The following is a 13,666-nucleotide window of genomic DNA, read 5'->3' as shown; positions in this document are numbered from 1 at the left end:
TTTGATGTATTTTATTCCAGCGTCAGTCCGAGTTTAAATCAGAACTGTCTCACAGGTAGTGATATTTTTTTTTACCCAGTCCTCATTGTATATCGTATCGAGGTATCTTTCCCCACGGTCGCATAATATCATAGCAATGGTTGCACCATAGGGAATGGAGGAAATCAGCTTTTGACAGGCATAAACAACTGCCCCTGAAGATCCGCCACATAGAATCGCTTCAGAATCAAGTAGTTTATGGCATCCCTTTATGCATTCCTGGTCATCTATTTTGACATAGGAATGAATTAGCTCTTTGTCGAGGAATTGGGATGCTCTGCCTGCTCCATGACCTGGGATTTTGCGATCACCGGCGGACGTTCCGAAAATCACGCTTCCTTCAGCATCTACTGCGATTACCTTGGTTTTCAGGCCATGTTTCTTAATGTATTCAGCGCATCCCATCAGTGTTCCGCAGGTGCTGGTGGCAGCAAAAAGATAATCAGGGGCTTCGCCTAAGTCTTTTACTATTTCATGCATGGTTTGCCTATGGGTGGCAGGATTTTGATTATTGCCATATTGGTTTGTCCAGAAGCTTCTAGGGTTTGAGGCCAGTATTTCTTGAACTCTGTCAAGTCTGGCTTGCAGGTAACCTCCTTTCTGTGCCGGAGAATCTACGAAATTGATTCTCCCGCCATAAGCCTTTATGATTTTTATATTCTGGTTATTGATCATTGGATCAACTACTACTTCGAGCTTTAGGCCGAAATACTTGCAGGTTTGTGCCAGTCCAATAGCCATATTCCCAGAGCTGGACTCTACGACAGTATCACCTTCCTTCAGTTTTCCGTTTTCCATCGCATGGGTAATAAGCTGTAAGGCCGTGCGGTCTTTGATACTTCCTCCCGGATTAAAGGATTCCATTTTTGCAAAAATCCGCTGATGGCTTTCTGAAAATAACCTGTTTAATCTAACTAATGGAGTATGTCCTACTGTATCCAAAATTCTGGAATACCAAGGCTGATGTGTATTGGTCATATAAGAATTGGTTGACTGTTCTGCCTGTGAGTACTAAAACCGAACCTGCAATCTTTCCCCCTTCCGTGGTCAGGTCATTTGCTTGCAGTTTTCATTTTTTCAAGTGGCAAAATCAAGGCTTGATGAGGGACCTGGTTTTTCTTACTTACGGCTGAAAATTCATCGGGATAGATTTTTACTGCGGATTTTGAAGGCTTTCTCCTGATATGTTCCGGAATTTTCGTATTTCTTTGGGAAAGAGCTTAAATGGAAGTGAGGGCGAGAAGGCTTCCTGCTAATTGTAGAATTCTGTACAACATCTAGGAAAAATTCACCCCACCCATTGTGTGTCATTTTCCCTTAAAAATATTCATCCCAGAAAGTTTGACGAGCTGGGATTCATCTGTCAGATCCAATCGTAAAGGTGTAAGGGAGACCAGATTATTTTCTATCGCATATCGATCAGTGCCTTCTTCAGCAGGTTCCAGAGGTACAACCGTAAACCAAAAATGCTTTCTGCCCATTGGATCTTCTGAAGGCTTTACAAGCCCATCGTATTGACGGACAGACTGCCGTGTCCAAGTGATTCCTTTAGGCTTAAAAGGGAAATTCACATTCACTAGTTTAGGGCCTTCTTGACCAAGTAAGTAGGAGACCACTTCTCTTGCATAAGGCCTGATATGGGAAAAATTATATTCCTCCTTTTGGGTGGGAGTGCTTAGTGCAATACCCTTTATTCCCAGCAAAGCAGCTTGTTTTGCGCCAGCCAGAGTCCCGGAGTGCCACATAGAGTTGCCAAGATTTGGCCCTAAGTTGATACCGGAAAGTACTGCATCTACTTTCTCCCAATGAAAGCTCCCCAAGGAGACACAATCAGCCGGAGTTCCATTTACGCGATAGGCATTGAAATCTCCAATCTTAGTTTTACGGTAAGATAGGGGTCGGGTGGCAGTCACGGCATGTCCCATGGAAGATTGTTCTACGTCCGGAGCTACGATACGCACATCACCAAATTCAGCAGCAACTTCGGCCAACTCTAAAATCCCCGGACTATAGACCCCGTCGTCATTTGTGATCAAAATATTCATAATTAGTCAGTTTGGTTTCCTTTTAGCATGCAAATAGCAGGCAGGACTTTTATACCATATACCTCATGAAGATCATATTGCTCTATAACCCAAAAGCCGGAAATGAAGAATTTCCGCTAACCAGGATTACAAAATCACTTGAAAAGCAAGGCGCGAGTGTGCTTGCCCAAAATTGTAAGGAAGATGGGTATGAAAAAGTGCTGGAACTAAGTTACGACCTGATTATGGTCGCAGGAGGCGATGGCACGGTGGAAAAGACGTTGTTACAGCTGCATGATACCAAATGTCCCATAGCAATTCTTCCTTTTGGTAATGCCAATAATATCGCAGGAAGTCTGGATCTGACAGATTATTACAAGAACATAGTGGACCAGTACCGGAAAAAAGAATATCGATACCTCAGCATAGGTGAATATAAAACCAAAGAAGGAAAGGGGTGGTTTGTGGAAGGCATAGGCTGGGGGATATTCACAGCATTGCTGCTTCGGAAGGACAGGAACAAGAAAATGAAAGGCAATGAAGATAAAAAGGTCGATTTTGGAATCAAAAACCTGATCAAGCTTGAAAATGAACTTCCTGTACATTCTTACAGAATAGAGCTGGACAAAAAAGACTATTCAGGTGAATACATCTGGATAGAAATCATGAATACAAAACAGTTGGGGCCTCAGCTTGAATTGGCGCCAACTGCTGATCATAGTGATGATTTCCTGGACGTGATGCTGATCAAGGAAGATCAAAAGAAAGTATTGAAAGAATTTCTGAAGGCTCAAAAAAAGAGCCAGATACCTAGTCCTTTTAAAACTATCAAAGCCAAAAAAATCGAGATCTCGACCCATCTGCCTTTTCACGTGGATGATGAATTGTTTGAACATCAGACGCTCTATGAAGAAATTCCAACAGTGAAGATTTCATTGGCAGAGCATCAGTTGAAGATTTTGAAAAACAATAACTCTAAATCCAACAAATCATGAAATCAATATGGAATGGCTCCTTAGGTTTTGGATTGGTCAATATCCCGATCAAAATGTATTCAGCTTCCCAAAGCAGAAGGATAGATCTGGATATGCTCGATTCGAAAGATCATGCCAGGATCCGGTATCAGCGCATAAATGAGAAATCCGGCAAGGAGGTGGAATGGAAGGACATAGTCAAAGGCTATAGAATTGACGACAGATACATTATTCTGGATGACGAGGATTTTGACCAGGCAAATGCCAAAAAAAGCAAGGTCGTGGAAATCGAAGCTTTTGTGGATGAAGCAGATGTTGCAGATATGTTGTTTAAAAAACCCTATTTCCTTGAACCCCAGAAGGGAGGTGGCAAGGCTTATAATCTTTTGCGCGATGCATTGAAAAAGACAAATAAACTGGGGCTGGCCACCTTTGTGATGCGCCAAAAAGAAAACCTCAGTCTGATCGGGGTGTATGAAAATGCATTGGTTCTACATGTCATCAGGTTTTCGGATGAAATCCGGAGTCCTTCAGAGCTAAAAATTTCCAGTTCCAAAGCCACTAAAAAAGAAGTGGAAATGGCGCAGTCCCTCATCAGCCAATACAGCGAAAAATTTGACCCCTCGAAGTATAAAGACCAGTATACTAAGCAACTAATGAAAGTGATAAAGGCAAAATCAAAAGGAAAGAAGGCTGTTGTCAAGAAGTTTGAGCCCAAGGATACGCCTGCCAAAGATCTGATGGCCCAGTTAAAGGCAAGTTTGGAAAAACGTAAAAAAGCATCGTGATGGCATTGGAAGAATACAATAAGAAACGTGATTTCAAGAAAACAAATGAACCCAGAGGTGACCTTGGTCAGCAAGTAGGTAAACTTCGGTTTGTAGTGCAACGCCATGATGCAAGCCGCCTCCATTTCGATTTAAGACTGGAAATGGACGGGGTGCTGAAAAGCTGGGCCGTACCCAAAGGACCTTCACTGAACGCGGGAGATAAACGACTGGCAGTGCAGACAGAAGATCATCCTCTCAAATACCTGGACTTCCAGGGAACCATTCCCAAGGGAAATTATGGAGCAGGGGAAATGGCCATTTGGGATTCGGGAACTTATGAACCCATGTCGGACAGCAAGGACGCTGCCCTTAAGATGTTTGAAGAAGGAGACCTGAAGATAACGTTCTTCGGAACCAAGTTAAGGGGGGATTTTGCTTTGGTCAGAACCCGGTTTGAAGGCAAGCAGCCCCAGTGGCTTTTGATCAAAAAGAAGGATGAGTTTGCCACAGACATGGAATATGATGCAAATCTTCATCTGGGTGAGACCAAAGCAGAGGAGAGAACCAAACCTGGAAGGGCAGTTACGTTGAAACATCAAGTGTCGCCTATGCTGGCTTCCTCGAGTAAAGATTTGAAGTTCAGTCCTTCCAAAAACTGGCTTTATGAGATCAAATGGGATGGCTATAGGATGATTTGTAACCACTCCTCCAGTTCCACTGCACTCTATTCCCGTACAGGGGTGGATTATTCTGATACGTATCCTACGCTTATTGAAAGCTTAAAGCAACTTCCCAAAAGTGCTATTCTCGATGGGGAAGTGGTGAGTTTGGATGAGAACGGTATTTCAAATTTCCAATGGCTACAGCATTATTCAGATGACCCCAAAGGGGAGCTGGTTTATGTGGTTTTTGATTTACTCTATTTGGATGGCCATAGTACTGTTCATTTCAAGCTGGAAGAACGAAAAGAGTTACTCCAAACCTTGGTCAAGGGGTTGCCCCACATACGTTATAGTGAGCATATAGTGGGAGGGGGAAAAGCTTTTTTCGAAGAAGTGAAACAGAAAGGGCTGGAAGGAATCATCGGAAAGAAAGCTGATTCTTTCTATTACCCAGGCGCTCGGACGGAAGTTTGGATGAAATTCAAGACACAGGAAAGTATAGAAACAATCATCTGCGGCTACACCAAATCAGAGAACCGGCCTTTTGGGTCTTTGATTTTGGGATTGCATCAAAAGGGAGAATTGATTTATGTGGGGAATTGTGGTACAGGTTTTTCTATTAAAAACCAACGGGAATTAATTTCTCAGTTTGATAAAATTAGGAAGACAAACTCACCTTTTACTGACAAAATCAACCTCAATGGAAGGAAGGCTGTGTGGCTACATCCAGTGCTGGTAGCAGAAGTGGCCTTTGCGGAATGGACTGAAAACAAACGACTTCGTCAGCCCGTTTTCAAGAGTCTGCGAAATGATAAGTTTCCTCAGGATTTAAAAATCGAAAGCCCTGAAACCCTGGGAGAATCCAGCCGAAGTTCAGCTAATTCCCTCGAAATTGATGGAATCAATGTTCCAGTAAGTAATCTGGAGAAGCCACTTTGGCCGAAGGAAGGGATCACCAAATACGATTTGATCGACTATTATATTTCGATCTCCGAATACATTTTGCCCTTCCTGAAAGACCGTCCGCAAAATCTCCACCGTCACCCCAATGGCATCGACAAAGATGGGTTCTACCAAAAAGATACACCTGAAGGTTACCCTGATTGGATTGAGACTACTGGCATCTTCTCAGAATCTTCTGAGAAGGACATTGATTACATGCTTTGTCAAAATGAGGCCACACTGATTTATATGGCAAATCTTGGTTGCATAGAACTAAACCCGTGGAACGCGAGAATCAGTTCATTGGATAGGCCCGATTACATCGTTGTGGATCTGGATCCTTCAGACAAGAACAATTTTAAAGAAGTGATAGAAGTTGCTCAGGCTTTCCATCAACTCCTAAGTGATATCAGGGTGGAGGGGTACTGCAAAACCTCAGGTTCAAGCGGGCTTCACATATACATTCCGTTGGGAGCAAATTATACATTTGGGGAAGGGAGGGATTTTTGTAGGCTTTTGTGCACAATCATCCAGGAGCGGTTGCCAAAGCTCACCACGATGGAAAGACCGCTCAAAGCCAGAAAAGGAAGAATCTATCTGGATTATCTGCAAAATCGTCCAGGACAGACACTTGCTGCTGTCTATTGCGTACGTCCTAAGCCGGGAGCCACTGTTTCCACTCCGTTGTTATGGAAGGAAGTGAATGGCAAACTCGATAAGAATGACTTCACCATATTTACGGTCAAGGATAGAATTAAAAAGTACCCTGATCTTTTTACAGAGATTCTCGGCAGAGGAATTTCAATTGAAAAAGCAGTTGAAAGGTTGGATAGCTAGTTTCTGGGCCGTAGGATTCACAACCCGAATTGGGAATAAATTTTCACATGTGCAAAAAAGGGGGTGATTTTCTTAATGATTAAAGGTGCTTTTGCACGTCTTTAAAGCGCACTATTCGCCGGTACCCTTTTTGGCTGCATGATTGATCTTTTTGACTCCGAAAATCAAACCAAACCCACCATGAATACTAAAATTACACTGCCGTTTCTGTTGATGGCAACAATAAGTATAGCTTCCTGTCAGCAAAAAGTATCTAAGGAAGAGAAAGAAGAGATTTCCCAAACCAGTGCCGATACTGTGCAGACGGCAATCGGTGAACTAATCTTGCCTGCACCATATTCTTCGGAATCAGTGAAGAACCATAGCAAAATCGTGGACTGGCCAGAAGGTAAAATGCCTACTGCCCCTGCTGGGTTTACAGTTACCAAATTTGCAGAGAATCTGGATAATCCCCGAAATACCTATGTGGGACCCAATGGGGATATTTTCGTAGTCGAAAGCGACACAAAAGGAAGTGCGGATCGAATCACCATGTTCAGGGACGAGGATAAAAACGGGGAATATGAATCCCGTGAAGTTTTCAAAGAAGGTTTAAACAGTCCTTATGGTATGCTCATATTGGACGACTATTTCTATATAGCGAATACAGATGGATTATATAGGTTTTCCTATCAGGAAGGACAGTTGAAGCTTGATGGGGAAGGGGAGAAGATAGTTGATCTGCCTGCTGGTGGATATAATAATCACTGGACAAGAAATCTGATCGCCAATGAAGACGGAACCAAGATTTATATTTCTGTAGGATCAGCGAGCAACAATGCGGAGTATGGCATGGAAGAAGAGCATAGAAGAGCTGGAATATTGGAAGTCAATCCTGACGGGTCTGGTGAAGTTATCTATGCAAATGGCCTCAGAAATCCAGTAGGGATGTCCTGGAATCCCACTACTAAGGAGCTTTGGACTGCTGTCAATGAACGTGACGAATTGGGAGATGATCTGGTACCTGATTACATTACCAGTGTGAAAAAGAGTGGTTTTTATGGCTGGCCCTATTCCTATTTTGGACAGATCGAAGATCCAAGGATGGAAGGGGAAGCTCCTGAACTGGTAGAAAAAGCGATTGTTCCCGATGTCCCGGTTGGAAGTCATACCGCTTCATTGGGGCTGACATTCTACGATGGATCTACCTTTCCTGAGGAATATAAAAACGGCGCTTTTGTGGGACAACATGGCTCATGGAACCGTAGAAAGCTTTCTGGTTATAAGGTGCTTTTTGTGCCATTTGAGAATGGGAAACCTGCCGGTGAACCACAGGACTTTCTTACGGGATTTGTATCTGATGCGGAAAGTTCGGAAGTATATGGACGACCAGTGGACGTCTCGGTTTTGCCTGATGGCTCACTTTTGGTCAATGATGACAGCGGAAACACGCTATGGAAAATTGCTTATGCGGGCAATTAGAAAAACCTGTATTACTTGAAGATTACTGGAAAAGAGAGCTGTATTGGATTTATAACTAAGAAATGAAGTCAAAAGAAATTCTTATACTTATAACGCTTCTGGTTTTAGGCACTTATTTTTTTGTTTTAGGTGCCATGCAAGCAGCTGGCTTTTTAAAACCTGTCGCAGTTGCAATTCTTTTGACTCTAATTTGCATACCACTTTGCAGGAAATTAGAAAGTTGGAAGCTATCCCGGGGGGGAGCTGCTTTTTTAAGTGTGCTATTAAGTTTACTGGTTTTTGCATCTTTTTTTGTGATCCTATCTGCACAGGTTTCGAATATTTCCGGGCGCTGGCCGGAAATTAAAGAAAAAATGAAGCCGAAACTGGAAGAGATGCAGCAAGTGATTTCAGATAAAACAGGGCTGGATTTTCAGCAGCAATTTATGATGCTTTATCCTCAAGCAGCCAACAGCTCTGACAATTCTGAAGAAAGTGGGAGTACGGAAGCGTCAAATAAAAAGTCCGATACAACTGGAAATTTTACATCCCAAGGATCTTCGCCTAAAAAACTGGTTTCTAATGCCTCGCAAGAAATAGGCATGATCTTAAAGAACTTCTTTGGCTTTCTTGGCAATGCTGCGCTTACATTGATTTATCTTTTTTTCATGCTGCTGTACAGGAACAAGGTGAAGCGTTCTATTTTAAAGTTCTTTAGTATTGGCAATAGAAAAGAAGCCGAAGAGGTCATGAACCATTCCATCGATCTGGCTCTGAATTTCATTGTAGGAAGATTGACATTGATAGCTTTTTTGGCAATCATTTATAGCATTGGTCTGTCCATTTCCGGGATAGAAAATGCCATTCTCATTAGCTTAATTGCTGCTGTTCTTTCCCTTATCCCCTATGTAGGAAATATAATTGGTTACGGACTTTCATTGATTATGGCTGTATTTGCAGGTGCTGAATTATGGGGGCTTGTAGGAGTCACCCTGACTTTTGGAGTAGCCCAGTTCGTGGAAAGTTATATTCTGGAACCCTATGTAGTAGGAAGTAAGGTAGAGCTCAATCCACTGGTTACCATTATGGTAGTAGTTGTAGGTGGCTCGATTTGGGGTGTAGCCGGAATGATCTTGAGTATCCCGATTGCAGGTATTTCCAAGATTGTTTTTGACGCAACTCCGGCACTTCACCCACTGGGCTATGCCCTAGGCGAGGAGGATATAAAGGGCGCAGATGAACAAAACTTCCTTAGCAAATGGGGTGAGAGACTATGGGATAAAATCAGTAATAGGTAAATTATCAGCAATAAACAGCGGGGGAAATTCCTCAAACCGGGGAGATTTGTAAGGGGTCAGTTAAGGTTTCTTTGAAAAACCAACTGAAAAAGAACCCTGATCCGCTCAGCGGCCTGATAAGGCAGGGGTTGAAGAGATTTGGGTTGGATTTTGTTTATCAAATGAATATCAACCTATTCAATTAAATCAACCAATTATGAAAAATCAACTAATTTTAATTGCATTGGCCTTGTCCTCGGTGATAATAGCCTGTAACGAAAAAAAGGAATATGGAAGCATCACCGATGAGGGTACAATGGAAGTTGAAGAGTCTACCTCTATAGAGGAAAAGATGAAGGCGGGCACGGACACAAGTATGAGATTGACGGATGGTTCAAGGATACCGGTGATTATCAGTCCTACAGATTCTATTAATTTGCCACAGGAATTGGTTACTGTAATCGAAAAGACCAGTGATATTCATCCGGATAGTATAGTTGTCAAAAGAAGATTTGTGGAAAATAATATCACGTATTACGAACTTGAATTCAGAATACCGGGAAGTCCAAACCAGACCTTTACTTATGATGAAGAAGGTAAACGCAAATCTGAGAATTAATATAGGAAAGGATGGGGGAGGGAGATCCTTGTGCCATCCTTTTTTTGCAAATCAATCGGATAGTCTATTGAATTTTTGACCTCATTATGAGGAATTTGCGAGACAGTTTAGTGAATCATGATGATAAGATTTACCGACTTCGGCAACTGATTTTTCATAAGGGTTATCCTATCTGGTAATCGGAAGGAAGTATTTGCTGGACTGTTTGTCGAAATCTTCTTGTGCCCTGATTGTCCTGAATCGCTGTTATGGCGACCTATGTGGCAGGTCCTTGTCAGCCATTTATTTTTTTCAACTGCTATGCATTTCTTCGATTTGTGTTCTGTCAAGGATTTAATCCGTACAAACTGAGGCTTGGAATGTTTTTAGTTGCTTTTGGTAACACAACCACTAAAACCACTGTATCATGACTGAAAAAGAAAAAGCTGAAAGGAACGCTGAAAACCCAAAAACCGATGACCTCTACATGAATACTGAGGATGGTAGCGGGGAAGCTATGACCACCAACCAGGGGATGAGAATCAACGATGATCAAAATTCCCTTCTTGCCGGGGAGCGGGGGCCGACATTGATGGAAGATTTTCATTTTCGCGAGAAAATGACACATTTCGACCATGAGCGAATCCCAGAGAGAATAGTCCATGCCCGGGGTGCTGGAGCGCATGGGTATTTTGAATCATACGGAGACTTTTCAGAATTCACCCAAGCTGGCTTTCTTAGTGAAAAGGGGAAGAAAACCCCTGTATTCACCAGATTCAGTACTGTGGCTGGATTCAAAGGATCAACTGACCTAGCGCGGGATGTAAGAGGATTTGCTGTGAAATTCTATACAGAGGAGGGGAATTACGATTTGGTAGGTAACAACATTCCGGTCTTTTTCATCCAGGACGCAATGAAATTTCCCGACCTGATCCATGCGGTAAAACCAGAGCAGCACAACGAAATTCCTCAGGCAGCTTCTGCACACGATACGTTTTGGGATTTTATATCCCTGATGCCAGAAAGCATGCATATGATTATGTGGGTGATGAGTGATCGCGCATTGCCCCGCAGTTTCAGTATGATGGAAGGCTTTGGCGTGCATACATTCCGCTTTATCAATAAAAAGAATGAATCATTTTTCGTGAAGTTTCACTGGAAGCCTGTGGCAGGAACCCATTCTGTCACCTGGGATGAAGCCCAAAAAATCTCTGGGCAGGATCCCGATTTCCACAGAAGGGATCTTTGGAATGCAATTGAAAGCGGAAACTTTCCGGAGTGGGAGCTGGGTGTGCAGCTAGTGCCTGAACAGGATGAACATAAATTTGACTTTGATCTACTGGATGCAACCAAAATCATCCCCGAGGAACTTGTACCTGTGAAGCTGGTCGGTAAGCTGGTCCTTGATAGAAACCCCACCAACTTCTTCGCAGAGACGGAGCAGATCGCATTTCATCCTGGACATCTGGTTCCTGGAATAGACTTTACTAATGATCCGCTTCTTCAGGGAAGATTATTTTCCTATACTGATACGCAACTTTCCCGATTGGGAGGTCCCAATTTTGCGGAAATTCCGATCAATAGACCAATCGCTCCAGTTCATAACAATCAACGGGGAGGACACATGCGGCAGACGATCAATACTGGACAAAGTAGCTACCATCCGAATAATATAGGTGGAGGATGTCCATTTCAGGCAAAAATGTCTGAAGGGGGTTTTGTCTCGCATCATGAAAAAATCGAAGGGCATAAGATAAGGAAGAGAAGCAGAAGCTTTATGGATCACTTTAGCCAGGCTAAACTCTTCTTTGAAAGCCAGACTGAAATGGAACAAGATCATATTATCTCCGCCCTTCGGTTCGAGCTGGGAAAGGTGAAGAGTGAGGAAATCAGGGAGCGAATGGTAGGTATGCTTATGTATATCAACAATGAGTTGGCGAAAGCTGTCGCTGAAGGACTCGGAATCAATCCGATAAATACACCAAAAGAGCCTTTGAATCATAGTTTTCCTGCAGATGCTGACCCTAAAGATTATCAGCCTATTGATGTCAGCCCATCTGTAGAAAAATCTCCAGCACTAAGCCTTATGGCAAGACCCGGCAAAGGAATCAAAGGCAGGATGATTGCTGCCCTGGCGAATGACGGTGTGGATGCCGAGTCATTTGAAGGCTTTAAAAATGCCATAGAAAAGGAAGGGGGCCAGGTGAAAATCATCAGCGCACACGCAGGATCTATCGCAGATTCCAATGGCTCAGCAATTAAAGTCGATCATAGTCTGTTGACCACTTCATCTGTGCTGTTTGATGCAGTGTTTATACCCGGTGGAGCTAAGAGTATGGAGACATTGCATAAAAATCCTGATGCAATCCGCTTCGTGGATGAAGCCTATAAGCATTACAAGTATATCGCTGTCAACGGAGGTGGAGAGCAACTTTGGGATATGACCTATGCTTCTAAGAACGCCAATCCGAAAGGGGTTCTTTTTGATCAGAATGCAGCAGCGTTTATTGAGGGGGTTGCCCAGCATAGGATTTGGGAGAGAGAGGATGCCACGAGAATTCCTGTTTAACTACTGGCAGGCAATTTCACACGTTGATTTTGCCTGCATATTTTACTTAAAATTAAGCTAGCAGCAAGGAACACAATCCCATTCGAAACAATGAAAAGAAACCCATCAGCATTTCCTCTGGTTGTTTTATCCGTCCTAGTGCTGTTGGTTTCTTCCTGCAACAATCAGACTCTTAGAATTTTTAAATCCAGTTCTGCCAGAACTCAGTACCTAAGCACCTTGGAGAATTCGGGAATTGCGGCAACCAAAATCGGTGAAGAATGGCATAGCGCTGCAGGTAAGGCGATACTTAACGCTGCTGATCTGGAGATTCCCATAGCTATTCAGGGGAGTTTTAAGTCTAAAAGTATAGAGGCCAAAGCCTGGAGATTCCAGCTGGAGCAGGGCGCTTCCATTACTATTCTGGTCCAATGGCAGGCAAAAGACAGTAGCGAGTTAATTGTTGACCTACTGGATGGACCAGCATGGGAGGAGCTGAAGTCCTATGCAATACAAAATGATTCTGTGAAGTTCGAAGCGGAAAAAACCGGCGGATACCTACTCAGAATCCAGCCTGAGCTGCTTGGAGAAGGCAACTTTCAGGTCAGAATATATGGTACTGCAACTTATGCTGTATTTCCTGTCCAGGGAAAAAACAGCAGGGCTATCCAGAGTGTCTGGGGGGATGCGCGGGATGCTGGAAGAAGATCGCATGAAGGAGTGGATATTTTTGCAGCAAGGGGCACCCCGGTGCTGGCTCCTGTGGATGGTGTAGTTACGGCTGTTCGTAATCGGGGACTGGGAGGGAAACAGGTGTGGGTAAGAGATAGAGAGCGTAACTGGAATCTATATTTTGCTCATTTGGACAGTCAACTCGTGAGCAACCTGCAGCGGGTAAATCCTGGAGATACATTGGGATTGGTCGGAAACTCGGGGAATGCCAGAACTACTGCCCCACATTTGCACTTTGGTATATATCAACATGGAGCGATCAATCCTTATCCCGCCATTCAAACTGAATTTGAGGTTGTTTCAGAACTTCCCGAGAGGGAATTCCCCCCGGTAATGAAAGTGAATGTATCCCAGGCAAATTTAAGAAGACTTCCTACGACTAAATCAGAAGTGATATCAAAGCTAGATGCAAATGCCCTGGTTTATGTATCAGCAGCTACTTTTGATTGGGTTCAGGTACAAACTGTAGAAGGGATAAATGGGTATCTTTCCCAAAGTTTACTTTCACAGCCTGAGGCCAGCCCGATGGCCAGCTCGACAGTGTATGCTTATACCTCTCCAAATCCATTTGTCCTAGATTCATTGCTGATACAGTTGGAGAATTTTAGTAAACTTGGCTCGGCACAAGAATATGAGATGATTCAGGACCGGGATGAGAATTTATTGTTTTTAAAGAGGGGCAATTTTTAGAAAACCAGAAGATACTATTTCCTTACACAGATTGGGAATATTTCTACTCAGCTATAGCTAAGGCTCAGCTGCCAAGTTTGCTTTAAATCTTTTCAATACGAATAAAGCCCGGCTATTTGCCTTATCAGACTGT

At 43.2% G+C, this 13,666-nt stretch carries 10 protein-coding genes; 8 read left to right on the top strand and 2 right to left on the bottom strand.

The annotated features are described in order from the left end of the window. Positions 1 to 33: 33 nt before the first annotated feature. Together sbnA and surE are read right to left on the bottom strand one after the other, a co-directional pair. Positions 34 to 1,017, bottom strand: coding sequence for a 2,3-diaminopropionate biosynthesis protein SbnA (gene sbnA, locus AS141_RS08715; protein ID WP_057937273.1), 984 nt, complete (start codon positions 1,015 to 1,017; stop codon positions 34 to 36). Between the two features lie 329 nt (positions 1,018 to 1,346). Next, positions 1,347 to 2,084 (bottom strand): 5'/3'-nucleotidase SurE, encoded by a 738-nt coding sequence (gene surE, locus AS141_RS08710; RefSeq protein ID WP_057937272.1) that lies wholly within the window; start codon positions 2,082 to 2,084, stop codon positions 1,347 to 1,349. A gap of 65 nt (positions 2,085 to 2,149) precedes the next feature. Between surE and AS141_RS08705 the strand changes: the two genes are divergently transcribed. From AS141_RS08705 to AS141_RS08670, 8 genes are all read left to right on the top strand, one after another. Then, complete coding sequence (locus AS141_RS08705) at positions 2,150 to 3,058, top strand: diacylglycerol/lipid kinase family protein (protein ID WP_057937271.1); 909 nt, start codon at positions 2,150 to 2,152, stop codon at positions 3,056 to 3,058. Continuing rightward, the gene (gene ku / locus AS141_RS08700; RefSeq protein WP_057937270.1) at positions 3,055 to 3,825 is read left to right on the top strand and encodes a non-homologous end joining protein Ku; all 771 of its coding nucleotides are present in this window, start codon (positions 3,055 to 3,057) and stop codon (positions 3,823 to 3,825) included. The genes AS141_RS08705 and ku overlap by 4 nt, the downstream gene beginning before the upstream one ends. Continuing rightward, positions 3,825 to 6,248: a DNA ligase D gene (ligD, locus tag AS141_RS08695; protein ID WP_057937269.1), complete on the top strand. Its 2,424-nt coding sequence runs from the start codon at positions 3,825 to 3,827 to the stop codon at positions 6,246 to 6,248. Before ku ends, ligD begins: the two co-directional genes overlap by 1 nt. A 180-nt stretch (positions 6,249 to 6,428) precedes the next feature. Beyond that, positions 6,429 to 7,709, top strand: a complete 1,281-nt coding sequence (locus AS141_RS08690; protein ID WP_057937610.1) for a PQQ-dependent sugar dehydrogenase — start codon at positions 6,429 to 6,431, stop codon at positions 7,707 to 7,709. A 62-nt stretch (positions 7,710 to 7,771) separates the two neighbouring features. Next, positions 7,772 to 8,986, top strand: coding sequence for an AI-2E family transporter (locus AS141_RS08685; protein WP_057937268.1), 1,215 nt, complete (start codon positions 7,772 to 7,774; stop codon positions 8,984 to 8,986). Between the two features lie 196 nt (positions 8,987 to 9,182). Further along, complete coding sequence (locus tag AS141_RS08680) at positions 9,183 to 9,584, top strand: hypothetical protein (protein ID WP_057937267.1); 402 nt, start codon at positions 9,183 to 9,185, stop codon at positions 9,582 to 9,584. 406 nt (positions 9,585 to 9,990) lie between these two features. Further along, positions 9,991 to 12,132, top strand: a complete 2,142-nt coding sequence (locus tag AS141_RS08675) for a catalase (protein WP_057937266.1) — start codon at positions 9,991 to 9,993, stop codon at positions 12,130 to 12,132. Positions 12,133 to 12,222: 90 nt separating this feature from the next. After that, positions 12,223 to 13,533: a peptidoglycan DD-metalloendopeptidase family protein gene (locus tag AS141_RS08670; RefSeq protein WP_057937265.1), complete on the top strand. Its 1,311-nt coding sequence runs from the start codon at positions 12,223 to 12,225 to the stop codon at positions 13,531 to 13,533. Positions 13,534 to 13,666 lie beyond the last annotated feature (133 nt).

This window comes from Algoriphagus resistens (assembly GCF_001442615.1).
In the GTDB taxonomy this organism is placed as follows: Bacteria; Bacteroidota; Bacteroidia; order Cytophagales; family Cyclobacteriaceae; genus Algoriphagus; species Algoriphagus resistens.
The sequence above is the reverse complement of the archived record's forward strand: the minus strand, read 5'-3'. Positions and strand labels throughout refer to the sequence as shown.